Source organism: Sporolactobacillus sp. CQH2019 (genome assembly GCF_028765345.1).
Lineage (GTDB): Bacteria > Bacillota > Bacilli > Bacillales > Sporolactobacillaceae > Sporolactobacillus.
On the sequence record NZ_JARAJZ010000023.1, the window covers coordinates 1 to 23,580 of the forward strand.

A 23,580-nucleotide genomic window follows, 5' to 3' on the forward strand; every position below is an offset into this window, starting at 1 on the left:
GTTGTCTCAGAAGCAACAATGATGGCTTTTTTACACCGTTCTATTTTTCACTGGTTTGCCGGAAATCAGCATTTAACCCTAACGCAAATAATTCAGGAAAAGCAGCAAACATCTGGGATTAGAGGACAAATTACTGATTTCATAGTCACTTAAAACTTTTGACTGTCCAGATGAAAATATAAACCGATTTATTCGGTAACGTTCTCAAACAATTGTATAATTTCTCAAGAAAGAAAAAAGCAGGCACATTGATCCCAATTCTCCCCCAAAATTTAGACGAGGAATCATGGTACATACGCATGTATTTGGCATGCGGCTAAGAATAAAAAGGGGAACAGAGAAAATCAAAATGCCGGACGGGTTTGATCGCCCGTCCGGCATTTAATGGTCCGTTATTGTTATTAATGATTTGTGATGACTTGTGCGATTTTTTGAATCGACATGTTGCTTGATACCTTAAACGTGCCAAGCTGCACAAATTGATCAAGCTTGCTGTTGTGCAGATACTGATCAAAACTAACCTTCTGGTTTGCCGGAAGAATTTTCGCATTAACCAGCTGAGCCGAGATGTCGCTTGGCGTCATGCCGCTCTTGATTTGCAGATTGTAAGATACCGGCTGATTCTGCTGAGGCTTACTGCTTGCCGCCGGTTTTGCCTGAGTCTTTTTTGCCGCCGCACCGGCACTGGCCATCCACTGATTATAAACGTCGACATCGATCGCCTTGCGATGATGGTCCGTTAAGTACTGGGTGACGGTCGCATCGGTCAGCGGCGTCTGCCTGACGACACTTTTTGCTGCCGTCTGATTTCCATTATTAAAAACAACGTAATAGAAAAAAGCAAAAACAGCGCATGTAATCAGGACGCCTGCCGAAAAACCGCGTATTCCGTTTCTTGTCAACACACTTCACCCTTTAAATTTATTCCGGTCCCCGAGCATCACTTCTTCTTCGAGCACCCGAATTTTTTTCTTGACTTTGTAAAGTTCCTGCATCATTGTGATTGAATTTTCTTCCAACTGACTTTCCACTTGTTTGACGCTGTCCTGTTTATAATAAGACAAGGCGAGCGCAGCCAGTCCAATGACCACAAGGATCAGAATAATAAAACCCATAATTTACCCCCCGCCACTTTTTTGAAGTGCGTGTTAAAAAACAGGCAAAAATGCGAATCGCTGCTGAAACAGACAGGAAGCTATCCGGCAGCTGCGGGTTCCCGCGGATACACGAAGCGGAAACGGAACAGAATCATTCACTACCTATTTTTAAAACATCCTATTGATATTTATAGCATAACTCTATCCGCTACGGAAGAACATTGCTGAAAAAGAAAGAAAAATGTAAAATAAGCCGCCGGGAATCCGGCCGTCAAAGAAAGAAACACAGTTGAAGTAAACAGTTTTTTTTGTTATTATTAAGTGTATGTTTTGTGAAAACGAAAGAATCAGCGAGTAATGGAGGGATAAAACTTGCGCGTTAAGGTCATTCTTGAATGTACGGAAACAGGCGACCGTAACTATATCACAACGAAGAATAAGCAGAAGCATCCGGAGCGTCTTGAACTGAGAAAATACAGCCCGAGACTGAGAAGATACACGCTTCACCGTGAAACAAAATAAGTATTTTCCGGGAGATGGAGCCGCAAAAACCTGAGAAGGTTCTTTGCGGCTTCATTTTTGGAGGGACCGAATGAAAGTGACAAAAAAAGAACTGCGCCGTCAGGTACTCCATAGTTTGCAGAAGATCGACGAGCGGCTTTTTCATGAAAAATGTCTGGAAGTCGGAGAACGGCTGTTTGCCTGCCGGCCGTGGCGCCGGGCGAAGACCGTTGCAGTGACCCTTTCCGTTGGCCGCGAGATCGAGACAAAGGCGATCATCCTGAAGGCCTGGTCGCAAAAGAAGTGTGTGGCGGTGCCCAAGTGTGAACCGTCCGCGAAACAGCTGACTTTTTACAGACTGGAATCATTCGATCAGCTAAAGATCGGTTATTTCGGACTGATGGAACCGGAACCGGGAAAAGCGATAAAAATGGACAAAAAAAGTTTGGATTTGGTGATTGTTCCGGGCGTTGTTTTTGACCGGAGAGGATATCGCATCGGCTACGGAGGCGGCTACTATGATCGCTTCTTACAAAATTTTTCCGGAGAGACAGTCTCGCTTTTGCTCGAAATCCAGCTGTTTGACCGTCTGCCCGAAGAAGGCCATGATCAAAGGGTGGACATGCTGATCACTGAAAATGAATGTATCCGTGTGAAGGATCGGGTGGTGCATGAAAATAAGGATGATGAGTCAGACTAAACGCATTATCTCTTGACAAGGAGCGTTTTTTCATGCGAAGACCGTGGAAAGTACAGGCTTTTCTTTTAACGGCGGTGATTTATTACCTCTACAGAAGGCGCTGGGGCATTCTTGAACTGGCCGCCGTGTTTCTCGGCAGCAGCTATCTTCTGAGGGGAATGGCCCGGACACGAGGCGTGCGCAGGCGGCGGCGTTTTTTTTGAGAGAACTCATCAGTTAAAAACCTGCTTCAGAAGAACAATATCGCCGCGGGAAGTCTCAATGACAATGAGCAGATGGTCTCCGGCAATCAGCAGGAGAGGCATGCTGCTGCCCGCAGCCGGTTCGAACCGGCCCGGCGATGTTTCGAAACCCTGAAGAAAAGTCTTATAAATGCCTTCCCATAATTGGACGGTGATACGCCGGGCTTTATCCGGACTGAACGGGAAAAGTGTCCCGACTGAAGCGGGAGTGAGTTCGGAAAGCGGAAAAATCCGGTAGACTGCCGGATTGAATCCGTATTTATCCGCGGCTCTGCGCAGCAGTTCTGCGCGCGCAAGAGCGATCTGATTTTTGTAGCGGGCACTGAGCTCCTTTTCCCTTTTTGCGGCGGCTGTTTTAAAAGATACAAAATGTGTGCGGCTCCGGCCGACAAATAATTGATCTTGCGACAGTTCGGCTTTTCCATAGATATGATTGCCGGAATGCACTTCTGCTTCATGAATCGAAAGGCCTTGATAGAAGCCCGGCGATGCCTGAAGCCGTTTCTCTTGCCGCAGCCCGGTTTCATTTCTTGCCCAGTGATTAATCATGGCGATCAGACGGTTGTTTTTATATAATAAAGAAAAATCCTGCATGAGATAAGCCCGGTGATCGACTGCCGACTCAACGGTCCAGTTGATTGCGGCGGCTTCCGGAATGAGTTCAAGCCCGGTCGCTGCCGTTTGATAATGAACGCTTCCGCCCTCAGGAAAGAAGGTAATGCTGGGGCGGACTGAAAAAATGAACGGATAAACGAAAGACAGAACGCAAGCGGTGCATGCTGCAAGCAAAATGATAAACATTCTTTTTTTTCGCATCGGACGTACCTCCGGGACAAGGCTGCTTAAGACAGCTTATTCACCGACACGCCGATTCATGATTCAGGCACGGGAGGCCGCGGTGTAAAATCCGCGAAAAGGCCTCCGTGTTTGCTGCGGTCATTTTTCATGTAAACGTTAGCGATTGTCCATTGGCATTTTACGGTTTTTACGAGAGAATAAAAGAACAGAGATAATCCATAAGGTGGGTGTATGTCATGTCTGAATTGATGCATGTCGGTGTGGATCTGGGCGGAACGACGACGAAAATGGCCTTGATTGATGAATCGGGAAAGATGATTGACAAGTGGGCAATCGCTACCAATACGATAGACAACGGAAGCCATATAGCTTCGGATATCGGCGCAAGTATTGTCAGGAAACTTGGTCAGCTTCAGATCGACCGCTCGGAAATCAGCGGCATCGGCATGGGGGCTCCCGGATTCATTGATATGGCCACGGGTTTCGTGTATAAAGCGGTCAACATCGGCTGGGAGAACTATCCTCTGAAAGACGAACTGGAAAAGCTGACCGGAATGCCTGCAATTATTGAAAATGATGCCAATCTGGCCGCGCTCGGCGAGATGTGGCTCGGTGCCGGACAGGGTGCCCGGAACATTGTCTGTATTACGCTCGGTACGGGAGTGGGAGGCGGCATTATCTGCGACGGAGAAATCCTGCACGGGGTCAGCGGCATGGCCGGGGAGATCGGCCATATCACGGTGCTTCCGAAAAATGGTGCACCCTGCAACTGCGGAAAAAGCGGCTGTCTTGAAACGGTTTCATCGGCTACGGGCATTCGCCGGCTCGCGCTTGAAGCCCTCGATTATAACGACTCGGACAGCATCCTGCGGGATATCTTTGAAGATAAGGGAGACATCAGCGCCGAAGATGTATTCGACTGTGCGGAGAAGAAAGATCCGCTGTCTTTGGTTGTTGCCGAAAAAGCGGCCTATTATCTCGGCTACACACTTGGAGCGATCTCAATGGTGGTCAATCCTGAAAAAATCATTATTGGAGGCGGTGTTTCTCATGCGGGAAATACGCTGCTCCTGCCGCTGACGAAATATTTTAAAAAGTTTTCACTCCCCAGAGCCTTTGAATCCTGTACAATTGATGTTGCCAGGCTTGGGAACGACGCCGGTGTGATCGGCGGCGCCTGGCTTGCCAAGACAAAGATCGGCCGGATACGGACTGTCTGAATAGGCGCACCGGGGCCTTATAACGGAGCGGCGGACTGTCATTGATGCGCTTCGCCGTACGGCCGGGTTCCTTCCGTGACGGTCTTTGATGCCCGGCGGAATAAATTCATGCAAATGGGGTGATTTGATGAAGTGGACAGTATGTCCGGTAGGCCCGATTCAGGCTAATTGCTATATCCTTGAAGACGAAAAGACGAAAGAGGCTTTGATCATTGATCCGGGGAGCGAGCTTGAAAAGATACTCGCCGTTGTGAAAAATAAGGAACTTTCTCCGCTGGCTATCTTACTGACACATGCTCACTTTGATCATATCGGGGCGCTTGATTCGGCACGCGATCGCTGGCATATCCCCGCCTATCTGCATAAAAACGAGTCGGACTGGCCGGATGATCCGAGAAAGAACGGCTCGGCCTTTTTTTCGATGTCGAAGGAGGTCCGTACAAGACCGGCGGAAAAACTGATTAATGGGGAAACAGAATTGACGATCGGCCCCTTTTCGTTTGACGTGCTTGAAACTCCGGGCCACTCTCCGGGCGGCGTTTCTTTTTACTTCGCCCATGATCAGGCCGTATTTTGCGGAGACGCTCTTTTCAGCGGGAGTATCGGCCGGTCTGACGGATACGGAGCCGACGGTCCACAGCTCTTAAACTCTATCAGAGAAAAACTGCTGACTCTTCCGGAGAAAACCGTCGTCTTACCGGGGCACGGATTCTCGACAACCATCGGAAAAGAAGCCGAAACGAATCCTTTTCTGATCTGATCCGGGGCGGTTATTCACGGCATGCTTCCTTCTTTCATACAATGGGCGTGATGAAAGACAAAAGGGGAGGTTGCTTTGAACAACCATCGATACATTGATTTTCTGGCGAAACTGGCGATTGACAGCGCACATCCGGGCGGGCGGCAGTTAACGGAAGCAATTATAAGCGAAGCATCGATAAAAGCGGGAGACAGGATCTTGGATGCCGGCTGCGGAACGGGCGCCACAACAGCCTTTCTTGCGGAAAACACAGGAGCCGAAGTGACCGGCCTCGATATTCATCCGAAAATGGTCGAACTGGCTCAAAAACGGTCCTCCGCAGCCTCAGCGCCCTTTCGGGTTGTCGCGGGATCGGCGGAGCAGCTGCCCTTCGGTGATGAAACGTTCGACTGGGTGCTTTCGGAATCGGTCACTGCATTCACTCGGATGGCTCAATCAGCCCGGGAGTATTTCCGCGTTCTCAGGCCGGGCGGCAAGCTGATTGCTATTGAAATGACCATTGAAGAGCGGCTCTCGCTCCCGGAAAGGAAAATGATTCAATCCCTGTACGGTGTCGCGGGACTGCTGACGGAAGACGATTGGAAGAAGATCTGGGAAAGGGCGGGATTTTCCGATATAAAGGCGCGGAAAGACAGTGACTTTTCGCAGAAAGCGGCTGCAGTCGAACTGCCGTCCTACCGGCTGACGGAAGAAATCGACGAGGAGGCCCTCGATGTCTGGCTTTCCCACCTGCAGATCATGCTGACCTATAAAGATGTTCTTTCATATCGTATTTATCAGGTCGAAAAACAAGAGACGCCTTGAAGAAAAGGATCCCCTTTGGTTTAAGCAGATAAAGTGAGTGTATCTGCCGGCCGGAGGGGATTCTAGCGCGACTTTTTATTTATTTTGCCGAAAAAATCTTTAAACTGTAAGACATAGCTCTCGACGGCATTCGGTATTTGTCCGAAAAGCTGATTGCGCAAAGGCGGGCGCAGGGCCCTCTGTTCCATTTTTGCCCGCTTCCGCTCTGCCCGCGGAGTTTCCATGTAGCGGACAAACTGTTCTGTCAGGAACTTCACATATTCATCCGACTTCATATGCAGGAATCCCTTCGATTGATCTGATTATCAATCAGGATACCCATTCGGGAGCTGTTTGATACATCAGTGAAAGGATTTCAACTGCAATCGCTTCTACGGATTTGGCCGTGACATGGATGACATGGGTCGCATCTAAATAAGCAGCCATTCTTTTTTTGTAAAGAGCTTCCAGTTCCGGGCCCTGATACTTTTGGACGAGGGGCCGGGTTTTGTCATTAATGAGCCGCTTTCTGATGGTATGGATGTCGCAATAGAGAAAGATGATTGAACCATTGGATTTCATGAGTGTCCGGTTGGCCGGATTCATCACAATTCCGCCGCCGGTCGTCACAACGGCGGCGGTGTTCTCTTGCTGCACGGCCAGTTTTTCCAGAACGCGGGTTTCGCATGTTCTGAAGAAAGCTTCTCCTTCATCGCGGAATATCTCCTGAACGGATTTGTTCTGCTCTCTTTCCACCATCAGATCCGTATCATAAACAGCAACATTCAGTTTTTTGCTAAGCGCGGCACCGATGGTTGTTTTTCCCGCGCCCATAAATCCGGTAATGTAGATCATGGGTCTGTCCTTTCAAGCCAGCCAACAGGGCGACCGCTGGACAGGCTGTAAACGATTTGATCGGTTTCTTTGCCTTGAGCTGAAATGATGGTAAACAGGATTTCAAGGTGGTCTCCGACTTGATTCGTTCTAAAGTTTATTGTCCCTTTATCATATACGAAAGACCCTTTTTCCGGCAATGTTTTTTTCTGAATTTGTTCGTCGATATCGGCCAGGGCGCATTCACGAAGCTGCTGCAGCTGAAAAGCGGCATAAGATGCCTGAAAGAAGTTCCGGTCGCTGTCCAGAAGGAGCACGGCGTGCAGAACAAACGCAGTCAGGATCAGCGCCAGAATCATCGCCAGCGGGAGCATGAATCCCTTCTGATGGTTGTTTTCAGACATGTCAGCCTCCTTTTTCGATATAAAGCCGGTCACTCCAGGAATAGGACCTGTCCAGAGTGTCGGTCACTTTAATCGAAACGAGCGTGCCGCTGCATTGAAACTGAACGTTCTTCACATGCTGCAGGACAATCTCATAGCCCTGGCCGCCGACGCGCCGGATGATCCTCTGAGGATCATCCGGCTGGTAAACAACCTGTTCAGAATTCTTATTCAAAATAAGCTGCCGGTGATCCGACGAGCAGCCGACCGTCTGCGATAAATGAAGTTCCCTGGAAGTCTGGGAGAAGAAAAGCCTGACGTCTTTACGAAAACTGCCGGCCTGATCTTCAAATCGTTTTGCCATGCCGGAAAGGACTGAGACGGCAAGGAATAAAGCAACAGCCAGAACGCTGAGTGCGAGCATCATCGACAGCAGCGTAAATCCATCCTGATTTTTCATTTTCTTGCCTCGCTGCTTAACTCATGGGTCCGTCCCCCGTATGACCAGGAGACACGCAGCTTCGACTCATGCTCCGTTTTTCGGTCCCAGTGCAATCTGAATTCGGTGCGTGTTCCGCCGGAGTCCGCGGCGGCTGGATTTCCGCTTTCCCACGCGGTCAGCTGATCGCGCAGAACATCGATGGCTTCCTGCTTCTGCTGCAGGATACGTCGTTCGGAATAAGTGTGGATGAGCACCGGGAAAGCGAGAAGCATAACCGTGGTTAGGATAAAGACGGAAATAACGGCCTCAGAAAGGAAAATTCCCCGCTCACCATTTCGCCTTGTCAATGTAAAATCGCCCCTGTCCTAAAAGCAAAACAAGATTGTACCGAATTGTATTCATCGTAAAAGTATAAGTACCCGGCTGTGAGAAACTTCCGATCCGGCTGATCAGAATATAACTTTTGTTGACATTGCTGTACAACCGGATTCTTGGATCCATTGCCTTTTTAAGGGTCTCATTCCGTTTGGACACCAGAAAAAAGTGCTGATCCGTATTAAAGATGATAGTGATCGGCGTCGACTCCGCGATCGCTTCCATTTGCGCTTCACTGATCGTGTCCCTGACATCCTCGACAAACTGCCTCATCGACTGTGCGTCCGATAAACGGGAGAACGTTAGAAATGAGACAGGTGCAAGGATGCAGGCGATCGAAACAACAATGAGCAGCTCGAGAACAGTGAACCCGCATTCCGGACGAAGAAGGCTGTTACGGCGCACTGACCTTTCCCTCCGCATCCATGGTCAGAGTTCCGCCGTCCGGAGTCTCAATGCTGTCCACATAGCCCTCGTCGACGAGTACCTGAAGATCCGCCGGCAGCGTTCCCTTCTCCATCTGATAGGCCGCAACCTGGCTCTGCACCAGCTTGACGGTGGCTTCGCCGCTCTTGTCCCTAACAACCTGATGAGATTTCATCATATTCGGCACGGCGATCAGCAGAAGAATCGATATGATCATTAGCACGATCATCATTTCAATCAGAGTAAAGGCACGTTCTGAAGCATAAACGAGTTTACGGAAAGTTTTAAGCATGCGAAGAACTCCTTTGAAGTGGGGTCAAAAAGCGGGTGAAAAAGCGGAAGTGAACAGATAAAAACAACGGCAGTGAGACATGAGAGAAGCAATGGAAACGGAAAAAGAGGGCCAAACGAGAGGAAAACGGAAGAAAATCGAAGAAAAGAACGACCACCTCCTTGAAACGATTCAGCTGATAAAAAAGAACTACAAAACTATAATTCGACAGAATTGGATCCGATCCTTTTTTATCTAGCGAAAATTGTGACGGAATTCAAAACTCGAGAATACGTAATCTTATTCTTGAGAAATGAGTGTATTAGGAGAAATGGTATAACAATGAGAAGGATGTACGCCTGTTCAATCAACGGAAAAATGAAAGAACGGCGACTTTTCCTGAAATAGTCAATAGTAGAAACCTTGTTCGAGCTCAATCATTTATTCTGGACGGAGAAGCCATTACGCTCAATCAAGAAGGGCGGCCCTCATTTCATGAAATCATGAAACGGGATAGTATTCGCAAAGCGAATCGGATAAGTTTAACTAAGGAGAACGTACCGGTCTACTACAGGGTCTTTGATCTTCTTTACTACAACGGGAATTGGGTGACTGACCTTCCTTTAAAAAGTCGTTTGGATATACTTAGAGACATGCTCACTCCATCAGAGAATATACAGCTGACTCCTAATTACGCCAAGGGTCGTGAACTGTTCAACAAGATTCGACAATTGGATATGGAGGGAATTGTCGCGAAAAAAATCGACAGTTCCTATTGGATCGGGCATCAAAATGCGAACTGGCGAAAGATAAAAAATTATAAAGATGTTGTTACGGTCGTTGGGGGGTCTCTCTTATCGAGAGGGCAGCGTCCATTCAATTCTGCTGGGTCTTTATAACACGAACGATCAACTGATCTATATTGGTCACTGCGGACCTGGAAAGTTGACTGCAAGGGAATGGCAGCTTTTTGCAGAACGGGCTGTTCGCTTGGGAGACGAGCATACCCTCTTTGTTAATTTTCGGGAAAAGAAAAACATCTGTTGGCTGAAGCCGCTGCTGACAGTCAAAATGCATTATATTGAATGGAGTAGCGGGCATTTTCTATGGCAGCCGACCCTGCAAGCAGTTGTTGAGGAAAATCCAAGTACTTGTAGAATGGAACCGAGTTAAGAGAAAAATTAATATGGCAACAATTACTCACAGCAATTTGTTTATGAACTTGAATTAGCTGAAATGCAGTTTGACAAAAGTCTGTTAATTCATATTCATGAATGGTGTGGTTCTTCTTTCGTTGAATGATCCGTATTCTTGAAACATGCTGCCTTAGCGTAGAAGTGCAAGAATGGCCTACCATTTTTGCACACTATTTTCTACTCAGTAATTAATCTATTTTTTTGTACTGATTTTGCACACGTATTAATAAAAACATTGATATATCAGCATTTTATCGAATGATACGTCCTTCTTCTGGAATTTGACCAGACTTCAAAGCCTGAAGAAATTTCCGCTGCAAGTGTTGAAGCGATTGAAGAAGATTCACCGCAACCGGAATGTTACCGGAATGTAATGGAGGGAGAAGAGTTTTGATGGATATTGATCAATTTGAAGCACAGCTGAACCGAGAGTTCCATGTGGATGAAGCAGGACTGCCATGCCGGGCGGCAGCTGCAAAAAACCGTCGATCATGTCTTGGTTCGGCACTATAAGGAAGTGGAAATGCTTAGAATGCTTGGGCTTATTGTACGCTTTGATTTGAAAATTCCTAAACTGTCTATCATTATCATGAGTGCTCGCTATTAACATTTGTAATTATCTTTTTTCATGGATAATGTTTTTCCACCCAGGCATGTGCTTCGCGCCGGGTGTACATATAAAAAATAAAGAAATAGCCGATAAACAAAATAAAAGAGGAGGAATATAGGAGGGAATAATTTCTTATGGCTGATATTTTAAATAATATAGCACACTATGCCAGTGCTGTTGCGATCATCATGGCCTTTATAGGTTCTGCAAAATATATTTTTTATTTGGTTAATAAAGATGATTTAAATGTTATTTTTGCGACAGCGAGCCAAAATGATTTTGATAGATTTATTGGAACAATCTTGGTTGCTATAGTAATAAATAGTATATGGAATGTATTAATGTTTGGGTTTGTAAAAAATCATACATTGACTATAATCTATGGTTTTAGTTTTGGTATTTCATTTTTATTATTACTGGAGAGTGAAAAGTTCTGTGTAAATAATACAAAAGGATAACCCTTAAATGGGATTTTATGGTATCCTTTTATCTGCCAAGAAAGAGAGGAAAAATCGCCAAGGGTTATCGTGCTTCTAGTTTATCCTGTTCCTTCGCGATTGACTAGTGCCATGTTGAAATTTATTGATTCTGTGCTTCTGTTGTTCCGTTCCTGTTTCCATAGATTCGCCCAGTTTAAGTGGTTTGTTGTAATCATCATCGGTCTGATGATTCGTTCCGACTGTCTCGGGGTCACCTCCGTGATCCGTGATTTAGCGTTAAATCCAAACGGTTATGAGTCCCTGATTCATTTTTTCCGTTCCTCGGCCTGGTCTTTGGCCGATCTGCACCAACAGTGGCTGCGTGTGGTGCTTCAGTACGCGCCGATCAAACGTAAAGAAGTCATGGAGACATTGGGTATAGACGTTGAACGCTACGCACCGATTATGTTTACTTCTATCGGCAAGGCATCGAAGCCAGCCCATGAAAGTGTGCGACTTCCAATAGAACGCGTTGTTTCATGGAATCAAGTTGATCAAGTAATGGGTAGCCCCGCTAAAAAGTAAATTAAGAAAGGGAAAGATATGCTTACAACAATAGCTTATATTATCGCTTTTGTAGTCGCCCTAGAGCATTTATTTATCATGAGTCTTGAAATGTTCTATTCTTCGAGTGAGGTGGCTCAGCGAACATTTGCATTAGATCGAGATTTTCTACAAGACTATCGGGTAAAAACACTATTTAAAAATCAAGGCTTATATAATGGTTTCCTGGCTGTAGGAATCATTTGGGGGATGTTTTTTGCCCCTAGAGCAGCACAATTCCCGCTTGTTATGTTTTTTGTAATCTGTATCGTGATTGCAGCCATATATGGATCATTGACTTCTCCAAAATCCATATTATGGAAGCAGGGATTTCCAGCATTCATTACATTGATTTTGTTAACTTTGTCATCAGTGATTGGATAGTAATTAAAATTTATGGGTAGGTATTTATTCGAGAATGTGCTGTTTTTTAATAGGTTTATATAAACTCATGAAATAGTTGAGCGTTTCTACCAGCTGCCTTAAATAGCTGATTATAATCCACAAAAGATTATAATTTGACTTGCAGCAGCTTTTTATTTTAGCTGGAAAGCCAGGTTCGGAAATACTACCTGCCATTAATTCGAAAACTGAGAGCGGGAACTTTTCCGCACGTGCCCAAAAAGTGAATCAGGCCGTCATAGGCTCAGCTCTGAGGAGTAAATCTTTGTGACGTTCTTCGGGACATACGCATCCAATGTTTGATTCCATATTTTACTATTTTCGTTTTTCTCTAATGGCAGAATCATCTTTTCCGCCAGCTAATTTACACGCTACTGCTTGCTGATTTGGCTTGAACCATGGCGGAAGCACTAAAATTGTCGACAAGCCAAAAGGGTTTACTGTCCGTTCTCAGAGCGAAACGATGCACTGGGCTGTTCCAGGCAAAACGCTCATCCACTGAGGGCCAGAAAGACTGACTCCAGCGGTATGAGCGCCTGCATGTCAATTAAGGAACCGTTGTATACGAACCGTGCGTATTCTGTTATAGAAAGAAGGAAATCATTGATTTCCTTCTTCTCGATTTAAGAGGTTTTTGTTGAGACGGCTTCTTTTTCCGGTACAGGCAGTCTGTTGAAAAAACCTGATAAAATCAAGAATTCACAAGGGAAAGCATGAGCGGTATTGTATTAAAACATCGAACCAATAAGGGTCACGACATCAACAGATCCGCAAGCTCTGTGTCTTTTAGCAGCTGGCCGAGCGATACATCCTGTAGCGGAACCTTGTCTAAGCCTAGGCAGGTCTTCGCTGCGTTCATCAGGACCCGTACGTCATACTGGCTCGGATATACAGGGTCAATCTCTTTCTCAAGCCCCATCAGCTTATAGACCGCCATCATGGCTCCGCGAACGGAATATTCCACGGTGAACACACAGTCGTGCGGGATCTCAGCGTATTGCCCGATGAAGCCAAAGTTTTTGCTTCCGGCGGGTACGACATTCGGCCGATCACCGGCGACACGAGGCATGAATTGCGAGGTGATATAGGGCATCATACTCGGGATAACATTGACTGTGTGGGACAGAATTTCAGGAATTTTATCTTTGAGTCCCATGTGGTACAAGAGCTCCTCAAACATTTCACGGCCTGTGCAGTCGGACATCGTCTTATGGACATAATTTCCCTCAACATCCAAATTCAGCGCGTAAGCCCAAAGGACTTTGACGTTTTCTGGCTGATTGATAAAATGAGGGTCCTTAGGAACAACCCAGCTCATAAACCAGTTGGAGTCCTTGATAGTAACAAGGCCGCCCATTCCTGGTTTGTCGCCCGTGAGCGTCAACAGATGGGGAAACACGATATCGTCATCCTTGAGAGTAATGGTGAAAGACAACCATTTGGTTTTATCTATATCGGTACAGAATTTTTCCGGATGTCCAAAATCGGGAGATTTCTTTGCAATTTTTCCCCAGACAGAGAAACAGCCTTTATCCTCAGAGCGATTCAATATAGCCGGGTGATCAATGTCACCCCTTGTGGTATTCTGCGTCATAGAACCGTTTGTAAACAGTACCAGGTCATCCCTTTTTACGCTGATTGTTCCGGGTTTGCCGCTGCTGTTATAGTGGATAGCGGTAGCCATTTTTTCGTTATTCGAAAAATTGAAATCAATGTCTATGACACTGCAATCAAGCTCAACGTTCACACCGTTGCTTTTCAGCCAGATGATCAGAGGCAGAATAAGAGAATCGTACTGATTATATTCTGTATGCAGGATTCCTTTCAGGCGGTTCAAGCCGCCGATGAGGTGCATGAATCGCTCTTCATATCGTTTGACCTCGACGACACTATGCCATTTTTCAAAGGCGAACATGGTCGCCCAGAAGAACCAAAAATTCGTTTCAAAAAAGCTGGGGCTGAAATATTGTTCAATCGTGGTGTCGCCCAGTTTTTCCTCAGTCAATAGGTGCAGCCTTGCCAGTTCCATTGCATTTTCCCTGGAAAGGCCAAGGTTTGAGAAATCCTCTTTCTGTCCCTGATGGCTGACAATCCGGCAATGAGATTCGATCGGTTCTTCCAGATTCAGCTCATGGAATTCATCCAGTACGCTCCTGTCGGGATCTTTGATTGACGGGATAGAGCCGAACAGATCCATAAAGCACTCGAAATGCGCTTCGATTTCGCGCCCACCACGCGCGGTATACCCGGTTTCCGCAGTTCCGGCACCGTCCATGGATCCGCCTGCAACATCAAGTTGCTCAAGAATATGGATGTTCTTGCCCGGCATATGAGCGTCTCGAATCAAAAAAGCTGCAGCCGACAGGCTTCCGATACCGCCACCGATCAGATAAGCCTTTCTTTTCTCAATATTTTCAGGGGCCTTTGGATTGATCCTTTGATAGTTGTTCATGACTTGTACCACCTTTCTATATCTTACGATTTCAAGATAATTCTTTTATGAAGCCTTTTCAATGAACAGAAAAGGTATCTGTGCAAAAAATGTACAGATACCTTATAATGTGCAATTTTTAATGATTTACGACTTCGCGCATTGGTTCATCAGACGAACAAGGTTTCCTTTCACCATTTTATCAACCCAGTCCGCGATCACAGTCGGCTCCCTTTTCAAATTTTGTTTCAACCAGGCTATAAAAATTCCCATAATCGCATTGGCGTAAAAATCTGCGGCATCCTTTTTTGACTTCTCGTCCACATGGATATTTTGCGTAATGTCCGCAATAATCCCAGCCAGCACGTGGTTAAACACATGATATACAAAGGACTCCAGATGGTCTCGGCCCAGGGAATGAAAAGTGTTCAGACAGATTTTGCGGTTTTCGACCGTGTATTGCAGCACTAAAAGAATTCCATCTTTCCAGTGGGCCAGGTTACAGCATTTTTCAAGATCCTCGATCACTTCGTGGTCATAGATCCAACCAAGCAATTCGTAAATATCCTGGAAATGGTTATAAAAGGTATGTCGCGTCAGTTTGCAGTCGTCCGTGATCATCTGGACATGGATTTTATTGACAGGATAGCGCTGCATCAGTTTTTTTAACGATTCGGCGAGCGCTCTTTCTGTAATTATAGAATTTGACATCATTTCACCACTTTTGAGATAACACTGCTTCACTGATTGTGAATAGTCTGTTATGTTTATGCTGCATGAGTGAGTGTATCATAGGAATGATCGAATTTCCATTGAAAATGCTACAAGCGGTGCCCTCCGCGGTGATCAGGCAACCGTGCAAGAAAAATGATGCAATCAATTTTGCAAATATGGGTAAATACTCTACTTTATTTCAATAATCATAAAGACAGTGCTATTGATTTTTAAATCATTAGCTATAAAATTGTTGTGGTCATTGGCTGGTCCCAATCGATGACTGTCTGTAGGGGAAAAGGCTGCACCATGCGGGACTACGACCGTACCTTTATATACCCGACTGTCATGGCTTACGCATTTAAAAAGTGAGGGATATTCTTCCAAAAAACGGTAAAATGTGAAGAAAAGGCCGTAATAGGAGACCTGCGCCCATGACAAAACATTTGATTGACCATCTTTCTGACATTCCTGATCCGCGTAGCGGGAATCATTTACGTCATAACCTGATTGATATCTTAAACATTGCGTTGACCGCAACTATTTGTGCGATCGATTCATTTACCGATATGGAAGAATTCAGGTATGCCCGCAAAGAATGGTTCGAAAGCTTTCTTGAGTGCCGAACGGGATTCTCTCCCATAATACCTTTGCACGGGTCTTTTCTCTGCATCTATTTTTTCTACTCAGTATTTTTTTACACAAATTTTGCACAAGGCATATTAAAAACCCTTGATGCTATACGTAAAAAAGTCTCTGAGCGTGAAAACAGGGGTTTTTTTGTATTGAAGCACTCTTTGTATCAAATTACGGGTACAGCCGAGATACATGTAAAAATAGGCCACTTGTTGGAATAAATATCCAACAAGTGGCCTTATCTTATTTTATGTCGGCTGTACCCCTATGCGGCGTGGTAAGATGACTCGCCGACGCACGTTGCAATCCGATGCGCGCTGGCCCGCCAACGCGGCCAGTTGGGTGTCGCCTAGGCTTCCGTTTCTGCCACTCGGGTTTCTTCCGAAACTCGAGTGTTTTACGGATCGTACGCGACCATCTATTGTGAGAAATCCGGGGTCATTCACCGTGGGACTTAACATGCTTGAAACCGAAGAGTTGTTCGGCATTGGTCCTGCCGATTTTCCACCGGTCGTTTTCGCTGATAGGGCAGGTATCGAACCACGGGCAGGTCTCGTCCGCCGATTCCCACGGGGTATCCACCGAGAACAGCACGCGGTCGGTGCCGACCTCCTGCAGCGCGTTCAGCAGGGTCGAGGTCTGAAACACGCCGGCGGTGGTGATGTAGAAGTTGGTCCGCAGGTATTCCGTCAGGAGCTTCTGGTGGTTGCCGTGGGTGCCGGGACGCAGGTGCCGCAGCCGGTGGTCTACCCGGGGCAGCTGGAACGGGAGCATCTCGCCCATGTGCCCGATGATGACGTTAATGCCGGGATGACGGTCGAACAGGCCGGACAGCATCAGCCGCAGCGCGTGGGTAGCGGTTTCGACATTGAAACCCCACGCCGAGCCGTTCAGGCCCTGGTAGCCCTGGTAGGCCCGCCGCATGCTCGGCAGCGGCGGCCGGGGATGCAGGTAGACCGGGACGCCGAGCTGTTCCACGCGCGCCCAGAACGGTTCCACTTGCGGTTCGTCGAGGTACAGCGCGGTGTCCTCGTCCCCGATGTTGCTGAAGCCGTTAATCAGGGCACCGACGAAGCCCAGGTCCCGGACAGCCCGTTCGAGTTCGTCAGCGCCCTTCTCCGGATCCTGTAGCGGGACGGCGGCGAACGCCCGCAGCCGGGCCGGGTACTTGGCGACGAGGTTCGCGGCGTGGTCGTTCATCCTGCGGGCCAGATCCACGGACCGGCCGGCGTCGGTGACCATTTCAGGACCGGGTGGCGACGGCGACAGGATCATCGTGCCGATGCCGTTGCGGTCCATCTCCTCCACCCGCATGTCGATGTCTTGCGCCCTGCGTGTGACATCCGCGAGGTAATCCGGGTCGAAGCCCTCGCTTTCCGCCAGGAGGTTCATTACCGTGGTATCGACGAACATCTCGTAGTGCTCTTCCAGAGCGATTTTGTTCTGCATGATCTGCATGACCTTCCTTTTCCTGAGATGGTTGGTGCGGGCCAGTTGACCTGACGGGCTCATTGTAGCATAATTAGAATAAAACTTGCAAGTTATCTTTGGAGGAATGTTTCATGACACAGAACCCGACCGAGCAGATCGCCTACCTCGCATGGCAGCTTGCGCAGGCGGTAGCAGCGCGCGTGGAGCGCGACGTACGCCGACTGGGCCTGTCCGGCGCACAGAGCCTGGCGCTGATCATTCTCCGCCTCAGCCCGGACCTCACCGTGGCTGACATCGCGCGCCGCACCAAGATAACGCCCCAGTCGATAGGGACGGCCATCAAGGGCCTCATCTCAAGCGGCCTGGTCCAGGCGGCCCCGTCCACGACGGACAAGCGTATCAAGCGCCTCAGCCTGACCCCCGGCGGTAGGCAAGAGGCATCGCGCGCCGATGAGATCGTCAGCTGTGTCACCGACGACATACTCGCCGCTCTCGACCCCGGACAGCAGGCAACCGCGCGCGAGATCATGACTCGCATGCTGGAGAGGCTCAACCCCGACGCGCTTAGGCTCCCGGACGAGCCAGCTAGGTCCGTCGCCGGCAGCGGCCGGAGCGTCCCCTGTGAGGTGCCCGCCACCCGGCGAAACGCCCGTGTCGAGGTCACGCAAAGTGAAGATCGACCACGTGGGCGCCGGTGACCGGCGGGAGGAGCGCCAGGAGGGCGGGCTGTTCGACGACCTCGTTGATCCCGGCCTGGACGTCACGCATCGCTTAGTAGAGCGTGAAGAACCTCTCGTCGTCCAGACGTTCTGACGGGCCACTGGGATCATCATGACCGACCAGCCCTTGGGCATTCTGGGCATGACTTAAACCAGAGACCTCCCGCAACGGCTGATCGCTATCAATTTCAAGTTGATGTCTGAAAAACGCACGTTTTCGAGTAAATTCTGTCCACCCTGGTTTGGTTGGCGACACGCCTGCATGGGAAAACTCGCCGGACTTCATAGAGAAGGCTGTTGCAAAGACACCTACACAACGAATCACCCATACAGAGGGTGTAGCACAGACGGTACTCTTTTTACTCGATAATCTCGGTATTAATGCCGTCGAGTTATTTGTTGATGGTGGTGTACGCGTTCAGCCCATGATGAAGCGTTTCTTAAAACGGTTAACATAATTGATGGGAAATCCAACATTGTTCAAATGGGAAGGTACTATATGTAAATTACTTGGGAATTTCGTTACTGACTGTTTCGGATGGATGACTTGGGGGTACCGCCATTGATTTGTTTGTTGATGGCGGAATGCGTATACGACCCATGTTGTAAAGTAAAGGGTTGTATCAAAACAGGATGGATTAGCATGTGGGCTATCCTTCCTATTTAACAAAGGGGTGAACGTAAAACTTTGCATACTCTAAATTGAAGTTTGTGCAGTGGAAGAATTGGGGACAAATGTTCTACCCCCTAGAGTGTGTTTTCAAACCCTAGGCTAACCAAATCAAGGCAGAAGCAAGCTTTAAAAAGGCGGTGAAAGTGCGTACTAACTTATCGTAGCGCGTAGCCAACCGGCGATTATGTTTCAACTTGTTAAACAGATTTTCCACCAGGTGACGTTCTTTAAACAGCTACCAATCAGTCGGGCGTTGAACGGTACGGCACTTGCGGCTAGGGATGACTGAATGCGCTTGTTTTCCTTCAGAAGGGTTAAAATGCGATCCGTGTCGTCACCGCGGTCCGCCATGACCGGCTGGCCCTCAAGATCCAGAGTGTCGAGGATTTCGCAGCCCGTCACCCAGTCATTGATGTTCCCGGCAGTGATCCGATACAGGAGCGGATGGCCAAGCGCGTCAGCCACCGCGTGAATTTTGGACGTCAGTCCGCCTCTGGAGTGCCTGATTGCCTGAAAGTGTTGCCCCCTTTTGCGCCCGCACCCTGCTGGTGCACACGGATGATAGAGGCCTCAATCATGACGCTTTCTTCATCAGGATCAGCAGAAAGGCATTCCAGCATGGGGTCAAACAGGCCGGCTTTTTCCCAACGTCGAAAGCGCGTATAGAAGACGGATGGCCAGGGGCCATAATCGTCCGGTAAATCACGCCAGGGAGCGCCCGATCGAACAACCCAAAGCATGGCATTTAGCATGTGTCGGTTGTCTTTCGTCGGTCGGCCTCCCTGCGGCTTACGTTCAGGTGGCATAATAAGTTTAAGGTGTTCCCATGGATCGTCGCGTAGTTCGTATCGTCTCTTCATAAAGAAAAGATTACCAGATATTACTTATCTTTGGTAGTTTGAAAACACACTCTAGAGCAAGTACAGCAGAAAATGATAGAATTGAGAAGAAGACGCTGAGCAGCCCGAGTAGTCTGGAAATACCGGAAGAACTCTGATAATACAAGTCGCCCGAGCTCCCTCAAAAAATTGGATAACGGTCCTATCCACATGGAGAAATTTTACGGATATTTTTATGCGATCATGAATTAAGACGGGTGTGCATCGGAAACTAGAAAGAACGGCGAAACAACTGGCGATCGCGGGTATTTTGTTACGTTTATTATTTTTGATAATTGTAGCAAATATTCAGGGTACTTTAGCGTCTTTGGCTGCCCTTCTTGTGGGATTTTGCGATAACTGATTATATGGCGAAAATGCGCGGTGGAAGCTTACAATTTCCACCGCGCATTTCCTTAAGTGATCACTTCGGGCAAATTAGCATAAAGTGATTTACGTAATACATTCTCCTTAACACTGAAAAAAATGCTTGAGAATACCCATGTCATTAACATAAGCAAATATGTGGGTAAATACCCCTACTTTATTTCATTAATCATAAACAATGTGCTACTAGTTATTTAAAGACTAATACATATAAGTAAAGTTGGTCAGTTAGTCATTAAAGTAGAAGGAAGCGTGCATTGTTTCATAGCTTGATCAACGGAACCGAGTTAGGAGGGTTCGCGCTGATCTGCTTATCACTGGGACTTGTTACCTTGCTTACCTCAATTTTGTGTCGTGGTTCATTCTCCTTATCAATTCACAGAGAGTATCGCATGACCCGCTATATTATAATATTCCATGGGCAGATTTTTTTCTGCCCTCTGTACCTTTAGTTGCTGAAGTAATGTCCTTTTTCGAGGTCTGGAATGAGCTTAGGATGCACTGGCTGCCATCCCAAGCGTTCCTGAGTCAGTGCACTCGACGTTGGGTTGTCGGTCGGCGCAAAGGCACCGAAAAAGCCGAAGTGGGCGGCTGCCTCTTCTTTGGAAAGACTGACCACCGGTAGGTTCAGGTGGCGACCGATAATTTGGGCGATGTCACGGATTGGTACACCCTCTTCGCCAACCCCGTGTAGTATAGATCCCGCTGGGGCGTTTTCCAACGCCAACCGGAACAGACGCGCCGCATCGAGGTAGTGCACAGCTGGCCAGCGGTTGGATCCGTCACCGATGTACGCCGAGAAGCCTTTGTCACGAGCAATGTCGATCAGACTCGAGACGAAACCAGCTCTTGTCTCGCCGTGCACAGAAGGTGGGAGACGGAGGAACGCTGACCGTACCCCGCGCTCAGCCAGCGAGATAACCACGTTCTCCGCTTCACCCCGGGGCACTGAGTTGTCGACTACATCCTTTTCCGTTCCGATTTGCCCTGGCGGGAGTACGTATGTGAGCATTAATGTTCCTGAGGTGATCACGAACGGTTTGCCCGTACCCTCAAGCACTTCCCCCATTGTTTTGACGGCACGTAGATCGTCTGCGACCGCCTTGTCGAATTCTGAGAAGTCGTGCTTAAACGCTAGATGAATGACGCCGTCCGCAGCAGAGGCACCGCTGCGAAGGCTGTCAAGATCGTCGAGGGAACCGCGGTGCACCTTGGCCCCTGCAACCTTTAATGTATCGGCAGATTTGTCTGAACGAGCAAGGCCGACGACCTGATGCCCTGCCTCGATGAGTTCACGGACAACCGCAGTTCCGATGAAGCCTGTCGCTCCTGTAACAAAAACACGCATATTCTTACCTCCTTTGGATATTTCCTATCAGAATGTTCAGCTACAAAAAAATTATACAGCATGAAATTAACAAAGTAAACAATTTTAATTAAAATTGTTAATCTAATAATCCACGTAAAATATGTTTGTGATAACAAAGCGATTTCGGTATAATATAAGTGTCAAAGGAGGTTTCATTTCGTGAGAAAAACCGTGAGCGTCGATCAATATATTGAAAAAATAAAACCTGTTATAAGAAGAAACAAATTCAGCCAACTAAAAATAGACGATATCGCAAAATATATGGATATCAGCAAAGTGACACTTTATAAGCATTTTTCATCCAAAGATGAAATCATTCAACGGGTTGTAATGTATTATATTAATTACTTGCAAGGGGCTGATACCGTTGTAAAAGATGATTCCGTCTCTTATGTTGAACGCTTTCAAATGACGTTTTTGCAATCGTTGATATGTGTAACTTTTATATCAGATTTGTTCTTAAATGATCTCAAAGAATTTTACCCGCACCATTTTGAGGATCTTGCAGCTGCACAACAAAGTCGAATGAAAAATTTACAAACCTTTTTTGAATCCGGGATGAAGCAGAAGATATTCAACAAATTGAATGCGGTGTTGTTTATGGTTCAAGATGACGCTGTGTTGCGACGTTTCATGGAACCCTCATTTTCAATTCAATATGATGTTACCTTGAAACAAGCGATTATGGATTTTTATAAAATGAAGCAATATCAATTGCTTAAGCCTGAACATTTAGATACCGTAGATGATTCCGTTATTGAAAAAGAGGTTTCTAAAGTTTTACAAACCATTTCATAATCATGTTTGCGCTCCCAGATTGTCTTCAGCAGTAGGGCGCAATTCTGCAATAAGAATTGTGCTCTTTCTTCATGTAAGGGCCATTATCTCGAATGACACATTTATAGAAGAACGTTATGGGTGAGGAAATTGTGAATATTTTCATTTGAACGGTCAGGTTACTTGAAGAAGGATTTTCATTTTTTCATGTAGAAAGTAAGGAGAAAGTTAGAATACTTCTTTATATGAAAGTAGGTTGTAATATGAAGTCTTATTCTTCTGAAATTTACTTCCTTTTCCAATTTGAATGTATTCCAGTAATGGGGGGAATCAATTAATTTGCGGTATATTCTGTTTTTTGTGCTGATTGTGCTTTTGGCAAGCGGTTGTTCTCACTCTACTGGTAATATTGTGCAAAATGGAGAATTCAAATCAATGAACACTGTGATAATAGAGCGTTTCGGTGTGGCTCAGTCGTTCCAATTCGGGAAAAGTCAACTACAAAACACGGTGAAGCTGATTTTCCGCTCGAACGTTATCCTCCGTTAGCTGCTGCTAAAAGTGGTTGAGATCTTTCAACTGGGCGTAAAACGGTGCTGAACGTCTGTCTGCGGCCGGCTCAGCTGAACTTTCGGTTCCGGCTAGCCGACGAACGTTATTCGGCTCCTTTTTTTGGATGGAGCTGATCCAACTGCATCTTTGCCAGGAGCGAATTCAGTTGCGTAAGTATAACGATAACCGTGGCCATCCAGTAAGGCTCTCAGACGGAAATCGCCGGCCGTTTCAAAAATAATAATTGGCGTCTGAACCAATTTTTGAAGGGCCGACACACCAGCTGTTGAAAGCCGATGGCATCATTGGTGACAACAAGTATACGATCGGTGATCACCGCCACTTCCGAGATTTGCGCACTGACATCAATACCAAACACAGTCTCTTTTTCAATTCCAATTCCTTCTTGTATGATTTGAAGCTTTTCACCGTACCTTTCACTCCTCTCATTTTCAAAACACGACTTCTAGAGTCCCACATACTTAGAACAGACTACAGTGAAAACCGGTGAAACGGCTCGTTTTAGTTATGGCATCCAGTGCCAAAGCATCCCGCGGCCTTATGCTTCACTATCACCATAGAATAAAAGGGGTGCAGAGAGTACCGTCGTGCTTCTCCGCATCACTATGGTTAGTATGTTTTATTGCTTTTTTAGTAAGCTATCAGCTTACATAAAATATGGGTAAATACCCCTATTTATTTCAAAAAACATAAAAACTGTGCTAATGTTTCCAAATCACTCAATTTATTAGTTTATTAAATAACTGGAGAGTGAAAAGTTCTGTGTAAATAATACAAAAGGATAACCCTTAAATGGGATTTTGTGGTATCCTCTTATCTGCCAAGAAAGAGAGGAAAAATCGCCAAGGGTTATCGTGCTTCTAGTTTATCCTGTTCCTTCGCGATTGACTAGTGCCATGTTGAAATTTATTGATTCTGTGCTTCTGTTGT

31 protein-coding genes, 1 pseudogene and 1 riboswitch are annotated in these 23,580 nt (G+C 46.8%); of the genes and pseudogenes, 15 read left to right on the top strand and 17 right to left on the bottom strand.

Features of this window, described 5'->3' with window-relative positions:
- Positions 1–401: 401 nt before the first annotated feature.
- Positions 402–902, bottom strand: a complete 501-nt coding sequence (locus OYT88_RS19835) for an MltG/YceG/YrrL family protein (protein WP_274402093.1) — start codon at positions 900–902, stop codon at positions 402–404.
- A 6-nt stretch (positions 903–908) separates the two neighbouring features.
- Entirely contained in the window at positions 909–1,115 is a 207-nt protein-coding gene (locus tag OYT88_RS19840) for a hypothetical protein (protein ID WP_274402094.1), read from the bottom strand.
- Between the two features lie 354 nt (positions 1,116–1,469).
- On the opposite strand from OYT88_RS19840, the gene rpmG reads away from it, so the two are divergent.
- From rpmG to OYT88_RS19855, 3 genes are all read left to right on the top strand, one after another.
- Positions 1,470–1,619, top strand: a complete 150-nt coding sequence (gene rpmG / locus OYT88_RS19845; protein ID WP_274402095.1) for a 50S ribosomal protein L33 — start codon at positions 1,470–1,472, stop codon at positions 1,617–1,619.
- A gap of 70 nt (positions 1,620–1,689) precedes the next feature.
- Positions 1,690–2,298, top strand: a complete 609-nt coding sequence (locus OYT88_RS19850; RefSeq protein WP_274402096.1) for a 5-formyltetrahydrofolate cyclo-ligase — start codon at positions 1,690–1,692, stop codon at positions 2,296–2,298.
- Positions 2,299–2,330: 32 nt separating this feature from the next.
- A complete protein-coding gene (locus tag OYT88_RS19855) occupies positions 2,331–2,501 on the top strand; it encodes a hypothetical protein (RefSeq protein ID WP_274402097.1) in 171 nt (56 codons plus the stop codon).
- 9 nt (positions 2,502–2,510) lie between these two features.
- On the opposite strand, the gene OYT88_RS19860 is transcribed toward OYT88_RS19855, so the two are convergent.
- A complete protein-coding gene (locus OYT88_RS19860; protein ID WP_274402098.1) occupies positions 2,511–3,356 on the bottom strand; it encodes a hypothetical protein in 846 nt (281 codons plus the stop codon).
- Between the two features lie 218 nt (positions 3,357–3,574).
- Here OYT88_RS19860 and OYT88_RS19865 point away from each other — a divergent pair, with 218 nt between their 5' ends.
- The 3 genes from OYT88_RS19865 to OYT88_RS19875 all read left to right on the top strand — a co-directional run bounded on the left by OYT88_RS19865 (position 3,575) and on the right by OYT88_RS19875 (position 6,122).
- Entirely contained in the window at positions 3,575–4,558 is a 984-nt protein-coding gene (locus OYT88_RS19865; protein WP_274402099.1) for an ROK family glucokinase, read from the top strand.
- A gap of 127 nt (positions 4,559–4,685) precedes the next feature.
- Positions 4,686–5,318 carry an MBL fold metallo-hydrolase gene (locus tag OYT88_RS19870; RefSeq protein ID WP_274402100.1) on the top strand — a complete coding sequence of 211 codons (633 nt, stop codon included), beginning with the start codon at positions 4,686–4,688 and terminating at the stop codon, positions 5,316–5,318.
- 75 nt (positions 5,319–5,393) lie between these two features.
- Entirely contained in the window at positions 5,394–6,122 is a 729-nt protein-coding gene (locus OYT88_RS19875; protein WP_274402101.1) for a class I SAM-dependent methyltransferase, read from the top strand.
- Between the two features lie 62 nt (positions 6,123–6,184).
- Here OYT88_RS19875 and OYT88_RS19880 read toward each other — a convergent pair whose 3' ends face one another.
- The 7 genes from OYT88_RS19880 to comGC are packed head-to-tail and all read right to left on the bottom strand — an operon-like array spanning position 6,185 to position 8,853.
- Positions 6,185–6,397, bottom strand: coding sequence for a YqzE family protein (locus OYT88_RS19880; protein ID WP_274402102.1), 213 nt, complete (start codon positions 6,395–6,397; stop codon positions 6,185–6,187).
- Positions 6,398–6,431: 34 nt separating this feature from the next.
- Positions 6,432–6,956, bottom strand: coding sequence for a shikimate kinase (locus OYT88_RS19885; protein WP_274402103.1), 525 nt, complete (start codon positions 6,954–6,956; stop codon positions 6,432–6,434).
- Complete coding sequence (gene comGG / locus OYT88_RS19890) at positions 6,953–7,339, bottom strand: competence type IV pilus minor pilin ComGG (RefSeq protein ID WP_274402104.1); 387 nt, start codon at positions 7,337–7,339, stop codon at positions 6,953–6,955. The genes OYT88_RS19885 and comGG overlap by 4 nt, the downstream gene beginning before the upstream one ends.
- 1 nt (position 7,340) lies before the next feature.
- Positions 7,341–7,778, bottom strand: a complete 438-nt coding sequence (gene comGF, locus OYT88_RS19895) for a competence type IV pilus minor pilin ComGF (RefSeq protein ID WP_274402105.1) — start codon at positions 7,776–7,778, stop codon at positions 7,341–7,343.
- Complete coding sequence (locus tag OYT88_RS19900; protein WP_274402106.1) at positions 7,775–8,107, bottom strand: type II secretion system protein; 333 nt, start codon at positions 8,105–8,107, stop codon at positions 7,775–7,777. Before OYT88_RS19900 ends, comGF begins: the two co-directional genes overlap by 4 nt.
- Entirely contained in the window at positions 8,088–8,540 is a 453-nt protein-coding gene (locus tag OYT88_RS19905) for a prepilin-type N-terminal cleavage/methylation domain-containing protein (RefSeq protein ID WP_274402107.1), read from the bottom strand. Before OYT88_RS19905 ends, OYT88_RS19900 begins: the two co-directional genes overlap by 20 nt.
- Positions 8,530–8,853: a competence type IV pilus major pilin ComGC gene (comGC, locus tag OYT88_RS19910; RefSeq protein WP_274402108.1), complete on the bottom strand. Its 324-nt coding sequence runs from the start codon at positions 8,851–8,853 to the stop codon at positions 8,530–8,532. Before comGC ends, OYT88_RS19905 begins: the two co-directional genes overlap by 11 nt.
- A 332-nt stretch (positions 8,854–9,185) precedes the next feature.
- On the opposite strand from comGC, the pseudogene OYT88_RS21040 reads away from it, so the two are divergent.
- From OYT88_RS21040 to OYT88_RS19925, 5 genes and pseudogenes are all read left to right on the top strand, one after another.
- Positions 9,186–9,731: pseudogene (locus OYT88_RS21040) on the top strand (ATP-dependent DNA ligase); the annotation flags it as partial.
- Complete coding sequence (locus OYT88_RS21045; RefSeq protein WP_443217548.1) at positions 9,658–10,005, top strand: ATP dependent DNA ligase; 348 nt, start codon at positions 9,658–9,660, stop codon at positions 10,003–10,005. The pseudogene OYT88_RS21040 and the gene OYT88_RS21045, both read left to right, overlap by 74 nt.
- Before the next feature lie 767 nt (positions 10,006–10,772).
- Entirely contained in the window at positions 10,773–11,096 is a 324-nt protein-coding gene (locus OYT88_RS19915; protein ID WP_274402109.1) for a hypothetical protein, read from the top strand.
- Positions 11,097–11,336: 240 nt separating this feature from the next.
- Positions 11,337–11,642 (top strand): nitroreductase family protein, encoded by a 306-nt coding sequence (locus OYT88_RS19920; RefSeq protein WP_274402110.1) that lies wholly within the window; start codon positions 11,337–11,339, stop codon positions 11,640–11,642.
- Between the two features lie 18 nt (positions 11,643–11,660).
- On the top strand, positions 11,661–12,044 hold the full coding sequence (locus OYT88_RS19925) for a DUF1304 domain-containing protein (RefSeq protein ID WP_274402111.1): 384 nt from the start codon (positions 11,661–11,663) through the stop codon (positions 12,042–12,044).
- Between the two features lie 35 nt (positions 12,045–12,079).
- Positions 12,080–12,177: riboswitch (purine riboswitch) on the top strand.
- A 636-nt stretch (positions 12,178–12,813) separates the two neighbouring features.
- On the opposite strand, the gene OYT88_RS19930 is transcribed toward OYT88_RS19925, so the two are convergent.
- Together OYT88_RS19930 and OYT88_RS19935 are read right to left on the bottom strand one after the other, a co-directional pair.
- Positions 12,814–14,514, bottom strand: coding sequence for an oleate hydratase (locus tag OYT88_RS19930; RefSeq protein ID WP_274402112.1), 1,701 nt, complete (start codon positions 14,512–14,514; stop codon positions 12,814–12,816).
- 126 nt (positions 14,515–14,640) lie between these two features.
- Complete coding sequence (locus tag OYT88_RS19935; RefSeq protein WP_274402113.1) at positions 14,641–15,204, bottom strand: TetR/AcrR family transcriptional regulator C-terminal domain-containing protein; 564 nt, start codon at positions 15,202–15,204, stop codon at positions 14,641–14,643.
- Positions 15,205–15,641: 437 nt separating this feature from the next.
- Here OYT88_RS19935 and OYT88_RS19940 point away from each other — a divergent pair, with 437 nt between their 5' ends.
- Positions 15,642–16,064, top strand: a complete 423-nt coding sequence (locus OYT88_RS19940; RefSeq protein ID WP_274402114.1) for a transposase family protein — start codon at positions 15,642–15,644, stop codon at positions 16,062–16,064.
- A 217-nt stretch (positions 16,065–16,281) separates the two neighbouring features.
- Here the strand turns inward: OYT88_RS19940 and OYT88_RS19945 are convergent, their stop codons facing one another.
- The gene (locus tag OYT88_RS19945) at positions 16,282–17,301 is read right to left on the bottom strand and encodes an amidohydrolase family protein (RefSeq protein WP_274402115.1); all 1,020 of its coding nucleotides are present in this window, start codon (positions 17,299–17,301) and stop codon (positions 16,282–16,284) included.
- Positions 17,302–17,405: 104 nt separating this feature from the next.
- Between OYT88_RS19945 and OYT88_RS19950 the strand changes: the two genes are divergently transcribed.
- A complete protein-coding gene (locus OYT88_RS19950) occupies positions 17,406–17,972 on the top strand; it encodes a MarR family winged helix-turn-helix transcriptional regulator (RefSeq protein ID WP_274402116.1) in 567 nt (188 codons plus the stop codon).
- Between the two features lie 73 nt (positions 17,973–18,045).
- Here the strand turns inward: OYT88_RS19950 and OYT88_RS19955 are convergent, their stop codons facing one another.
- Complete coding sequence (locus OYT88_RS19955; protein WP_274402117.1) at positions 18,046–18,279, bottom strand: hypothetical protein; 234 nt, start codon at positions 18,277–18,279, stop codon at positions 18,046–18,048.
- On the opposite strand from OYT88_RS19955, the gene OYT88_RS21050 reads away from it, so the two are divergent.
- Positions 18,236–18,451: a Rossmann-fold NAD(P)-binding domain-containing protein gene (locus OYT88_RS21050; RefSeq protein WP_443217549.1), complete on the top strand. Its 216-nt coding sequence runs from the start codon at positions 18,236–18,238 to the stop codon at positions 18,449–18,451. The two genes, OYT88_RS19955 and OYT88_RS21050, sit on opposite strands and share 44 nt — an antisense overlap.
- A gap of 404 nt (positions 18,452–18,855) precedes the next feature.
- On the opposite strand, the gene OYT88_RS19960 is transcribed toward OYT88_RS21050, so the two are convergent.
- From OYT88_RS19960 to OYT88_RS19970, 3 genes are all read right to left on the bottom strand, one after another.
- Complete coding sequence (locus OYT88_RS19960; RefSeq protein ID WP_274402118.1) at positions 18,856–19,131, bottom strand: hypothetical protein; 276 nt, start codon at positions 19,129–19,131, stop codon at positions 18,856–18,858.
- 17 nt (positions 19,132–19,148) lie between these two features.
- The gene (locus OYT88_RS19965) at positions 19,149–19,526 is read right to left on the bottom strand and encodes an IS5 family transposase (protein ID WP_274402119.1); all 378 of its coding nucleotides are present in this window, start codon (positions 19,524–19,526) and stop codon (positions 19,149–19,151) included.
- An 853-nt stretch (positions 19,527–20,379) separates the two neighbouring features.
- Positions 20,380–21,279, bottom strand: coding sequence for an SDR family oxidoreductase (locus OYT88_RS19970; RefSeq protein ID WP_274402120.1), 900 nt, complete (start codon positions 21,277–21,279; stop codon positions 20,380–20,382).
- Positions 21,280–21,459: 180 nt separating this feature from the next.
- On the opposite strand from OYT88_RS19970, the gene OYT88_RS19975 reads away from it, so the two are divergent.
- Positions 21,460–22,098 (top strand): TetR/AcrR family transcriptional regulator, encoded by a 639-nt coding sequence (locus OYT88_RS19975; RefSeq protein WP_274402122.1) that lies wholly within the window; start codon positions 21,460–21,462, stop codon positions 22,096–22,098.
- Positions 22,099–23,580: the final 1,482 nt, after the last annotated feature.

Excerpts from the sequence above, each read along its gene's own strand:
- OYT88_RS19930 (WP_274402112.1), bottom strand. The coding sequence starts at position 14,514 with ATGAACAACTATCAAAGGATCAATCCAAAGGCCCCTGAAAATATTGAG.
- OYT88_RS19970 (WP_274402120.1), bottom strand. The coding sequence starts at position 21,279 with ATGCGTGTTTTTGTTACAGGAGCGACAGGCTTCATCGGAACTGCGGTT.
- comGF (WP_274402105.1), bottom strand. The coding sequence starts at position 7,778 with ATGAAAAATCAGGATGGATTTACGCTGCTGTCGATGATGCTCGCACTC.
- OYT88_RS19865 (WP_274402099.1), top strand. The coding sequence starts at position 3,575 with ATGTCTGAATTGATGCATGTCGGTGTGGATCTGGGCGGAACGACGACG.
- OYT88_RS19945 (WP_274402115.1), bottom strand. The coding sequence starts at position 17,301 with ATGCAGATCATGCAGAACAAAATCGCTCTGGAAGAGCACTACGAGATG.
- OYT88_RS21045 (WP_443217548.1), top strand. The coding sequence starts at position 9,658 with ATGTTGTTACGGTCGTTGGGGGGTCTCTCTTATCGAGAGGGCAGCGTC.
- OYT88_RS19860 (WP_274402098.1), bottom strand. The coding sequence starts at position 3,356 with ATGCGAAAAAAAAGAATGTTTATCATTTTGCTTGCAGCATGCACCGCT.
- OYT88_RS19915 (WP_274402109.1), top strand. The coding sequence starts at position 10,773 with ATGGCTGATATTTTAAATAATATAGCACACTATGCCAGTGCTGTTGCG.
- OYT88_RS19870 (WP_274402100.1), top strand. The coding sequence starts at position 4,686 with ATGAAGTGGACAGTATGTCCGGTAGGCCCGATTCAGGCTAATTGCTAT.
- OYT88_RS19840 (WP_274402094.1), bottom strand. The coding sequence starts at position 1,115 with ATGGGTTTTATTATTCTGATCCTTGTGGTCATTGGACTGGCTGCGCTC.
- OYT88_RS19955 (WP_274402117.1), bottom strand. The coding sequence starts at position 18,279 with ATGAAGTCCGGCGAGTTTTCCCATGCAGGCGTGTCGCCAACCAAACCA.
- OYT88_RS19940 (WP_274402114.1), top strand. The coding sequence starts at position 15,642 with ATGACAAAACATTTGATTGACCATCTTTCTGACATTCCTGATCCGCGT.
- OYT88_RS19950 (WP_274402116.1), top strand. The coding sequence starts at position 17,406 with ATGACACAGAACCCGACCGAGCAGATCGCCTACCTCGCATGGCAGCTT.
- OYT88_RS19885 (WP_274402103.1), bottom strand. The coding sequence starts at position 6,956 with ATGATCTACATTACCGGATTTATGGGCGCGGGAAAAACAACCATCGGT.
- comGG (WP_274402104.1), bottom strand. The coding sequence starts at position 7,339 with ATGTCTGAAAACAACCATCAGAAGGGATTCATGCTCCCGCTGGCGATG.
- OYT88_RS19850 (WP_274402096.1), top strand. The coding sequence starts at position 1,690 with ATGAAAGTGACAAAAAAAGAACTGCGCCGTCAGGTACTCCATAGTTTG.
- OYT88_RS19880 (WP_274402102.1), bottom strand. The coding sequence starts at position 6,397 with ATGAAGTCGGATGAATATGTGAAGTTCCTGACAGAACAGTTTGTCCGC.
- OYT88_RS19925 (WP_274402111.1), top strand. The coding sequence starts at position 11,661 with ATGCTTACAACAATAGCTTATATTATCGCTTTTGTAGTCGCCCTAGAG.
- comGC (WP_274402108.1), bottom strand. The coding sequence starts at position 8,853 with ATGCTTAAAACTTTCCGTAAACTCGTTTATGCTTCAGAACGTGCCTTT.
- OYT88_RS19965 (WP_274402119.1), bottom strand. The coding sequence starts at position 19,526 with ATGAAGAGACGATACGAACTACGCGACGATCCATGGGAACACCTTAAA.
- OYT88_RS19935 (WP_274402113.1), bottom strand. The coding sequence starts at position 15,204 with ATGTCAAATTCTATAATTACAGAAAGAGCGCTCGCCGAATCGTTAAAA.
- OYT88_RS19855 (WP_274402097.1), top strand. The coding sequence starts at position 2,331 with ATGCGAAGACCGTGGAAAGTACAGGCTTTTCTTTTAACGGCGGTGATT.